General features: G+C 64.6%; 2 protein-coding genes. Both read right to left on the bottom strand.

What is annotated here, in order from left to right; genetic code table 11:
- A partial coding sequence (gene cobN, locus HX846_RS10685; protein ID WP_178965362.1) for a cobaltochelatase subunit CobN occupies positions 1–2379 on the bottom strand: 2379 nt, incomplete at its 3' end.
- A gap of 3 nt (positions 2380–2382) precedes the next feature.
- Positions 2383–2868 (bottom strand): flavin reductase family protein, encoded by a 486-nt coding sequence (locus HX846_RS10690; protein WP_256739803.1) that lies wholly within the window; start codon positions 2866–2868, stop codon positions 2383–2385.
- Between the last annotated feature and the right edge of the window lie 169 nt (positions 2869–3037).

The raw sequence follows: 3037 nt of genomic DNA on the forward strand, positions 1-3037 counted from the left end.
TTCCAGCGCCTGCTCGATCAAGCGCGCGGCATACAGCTCCAGGCGTTCACGGGTGTCGCCGGCGGTGCGCCACAACTGCGTGTCGATCTTCTGCAACACCACTGGCCGGCGCCCCGTCCACGGCTCGGCCAGGGCGCAGTCCAGCGGATCGAAGCCCAGGTCGAAGGCCTTGGCCAATACCCGCAGCAGGCTCGATTGCGGCCCGCGCCCATCGCCACGCGGAATACGCAACAACGCCAGCAAGGTGTCGATGCGCAAGCGGCCCTCGGGTGACTCGCCGAAAATGTGCAGGCCATCGCGAATCTGCGACTCCTTCAAGTCACACAGGTAGGTGTCCAGGCGCGGCAGCCAGATCGCCGCATCGGCGTCGCTGTCGAGGTTTTCGTCCAGGGCCAGTTCCTGGTCGATGCGGGTTTCGCGCACCAGCTTGAGGATGTCCTTTTGCAGCTCGCGGGCACGCCGTGGGTCGAGCAGTTGTGCCTCGTAATACTCGTCGGCCAGCAACTCCAGGTCGCGCAGCGGCCCATAGGTTTCGGCGCGGGTCAGCGGCGGCATCAGGTGGTCGATGATCACGGCCTGGGTGCGGCGCTTGGCCTGGGCGCCCTCGCCCGGGTCATTGACGATAAACGGGTAGATATTCGGCAGCGGCCCCAGTAGTGCGTCGGGCCAGCAGTTCTCGGAAAGCCCGACGCCCTTGCCCGGCAGCCATTCCAGGTTGCCGTGCTTGCCAACGTGGATCACGCCGTGGGCGCCGTAGGTGTGGCGCAACCAGAAGTAGAACGCCAGGTAGCCATGGGGCGGCACCAGGTCCGGGTCGTGATAGACCGCACTCGCGTCCACCTGGTAACCCCGGGCCGGCTGGATGCCGACGAAGGTCAGGCCCAAACGCAGGCCCGCGATCATCATGCGCCCGTCGCGGAACATCGGATCGCTATGAGGCGTACCCCAGCGTGCCAACACGGCCTGGCGATTGGACTCGGGCAAGCGGTTGAACATCGCCTCGTAGTCATCCAGCGCCAGGCTCTGATGACACGGACGCAAGTCGAGGCTGTCCAGGTCGTTGCTGACGCCGCCCAAGAGCGCCTGGATCAGTGCCGTTCCGCTTTCCGGCAGCTCGTCCGGCAGCGGATAACCTTGGATTTTCAGTGCCCGCAGGATATTCAGCGCGGCGGCTGGGGTGTCGAGACCCACGCCGTTGCCGATACGTCCGTCCCGGGTCGGGTAGTTGGCGAGGATCAGCGCGATACGCTTTTCGCCATTCGGCACCCGCGCCAGTTCGACCCAGCGCCGCGCCAGTTCGGCGACAAAGTCCATGCGCTCCGGCTGTGCGCGATAGCACACCACATCCGACTGGCTGCGCTCGCTGCGCCAGGCCAGGTCCTTGAAGCTGATGGGCCGGCTGATGATGCGCCCGTCCAGCTCCGGCAAGGCAATGTGCATCGCCAGGTCCCGAGGGCCGAGGCCTTGTTCGCTGGCCTGCCAGCCGGGCTCGTTGTCCTGGGCGCAAATCGCCTGGATCACCGGGATATTGCGGCGAAACGGCCGCAGGTGTGGCGCTTCGGGGCTGGACTGGGCAAAACCGGTGGTGTTCAGAATCACCGAGGCGTGCACCTCGTCCAGCAAATCCTCGACCACGGTCAGGCAACCGGGCTCTTTCAAACTGGCCACCGCCATCGGCAGCGGGTTGAGACCCGCGGCCTGCAAGCGCTGGCAAAAAACATCGATAAAGCCGGTGTTGGCCGCCTGCAAATGGGAGCGGTAGAACAGCACCGCCGCCACGGGAAAATCAGCTTGCCAGTCAGCCTGCCAATCGTTGAGACGGGCATTGGCTTTATGCGGGTGATAAATCGCCGTGCGCGGCAGGGTTTGCGGCTCGCTCCAGGCGTAATCGCGGCCAAGGTAGCCGGCGGCCAGGCAACGATAGAAATCCAGCGCATTCCCCAAACCACCCTGGCGCAGGAAGTGCCAGAGCCGGTCACGTTCCTCGGCGCCCACGGTGCTGAGGCCACTGAGTTCCGGGTCCGGGCGATCATCCCCCGGCACCAGGATCAGCTGCACGCCGCGCTCGGCCAACTCCACCAGGCGCTCGACACCGTAGCGCCAATAACCGATGCCGCCGTGCAGCGAAATCAGGATGACCTTGGCGTGGCGCAGCACCTCGTCCACATACAGGTCGACCGAAGCATGGTTCTGCACCTGCATCGGGTTGGCCAGGCGCAGGCTCGGGTAATCCTCGGGCAACTGCTGGGCCGCTTCGGCCAGCAGCGCCAGGCTGGAATCACCGCTGCACAGGATCACCAGCTCCGCGGGGGTTTGCCCAAGGTCGGCGATGTTGTCATCCGAAACGAAACCGCCGGGCTGGGTCCTGAGCAGATGCATGGTTTAAACGCTGAGGGCAGCGCGCAGTTGCGCTTCGAGCAAGGCGGCGTCGAGTTCCTGGCCGATCAGCACCAGGTGGTCGCCGGCTTCGATGCGCTGGTGCACGCTGCAGTCGAACCAGGTCAGGCTGTCGGTGAGGATCGGTGCGCCGGTGTGCACGGTGTCGTGGTTGACGGTGTGGAATTTGTCTGGCGACTTGGAGGCGAAGGTCCCGGAGACGTCCACCTGGCCTTCGTGCAACAGGTTCACCGCAAACTGTTCGGTGCTGGCAAACGCGGTGTAGCTGGCGGCCGACTTGCCCACGCACACCAGCAGCAGCGGCGGGTCGAGGGACACCGAGGTAAACGAATTGGCGGTCATGCCGCGCGGGTTGCCATCGGTGTCATGGGTGGTGATGACGGTGACTCCGGTGACGAAGGTGCCGAAGGCCTGGCGCAAGGCGCCCGGATCGACGGCTGCAACGTTGGCGCTGATCGCGGTGCTCGGCATCGGGGTACTCCTTTGTTCTTGTGGTGTGAAGCAAGCCTACGAGCAAGAGAAACCGTGGGCTTGCGTCGAAAAATGGTAGCGAAGACGAAAGTTTTGCTTCGTTTCGCAGTGCTCCGGCATTTCTGTGGCAAACATCAACGCTTTGGCGAGGGAGCTTGCTCCCGCAGGG

The organism is Pseudomonas sp. K5002 (assembly GCF_013386655.1).
Lineage (GTDB): Bacteria > Pseudomonadota > Gammaproteobacteria > Pseudomonadales > Pseudomonadaceae > Aquipseudomonas.

Bases quoted from the DNA above. Each gene is read 5' to 3' on its own strand.
- HX846_RS10690 (WP_256739803.1), bottom strand. From the start codon at position 2,868: ATGCCGAGCACCGCGATCAGCGCCAACGTTGCAGCCGTCGATCCGGGC.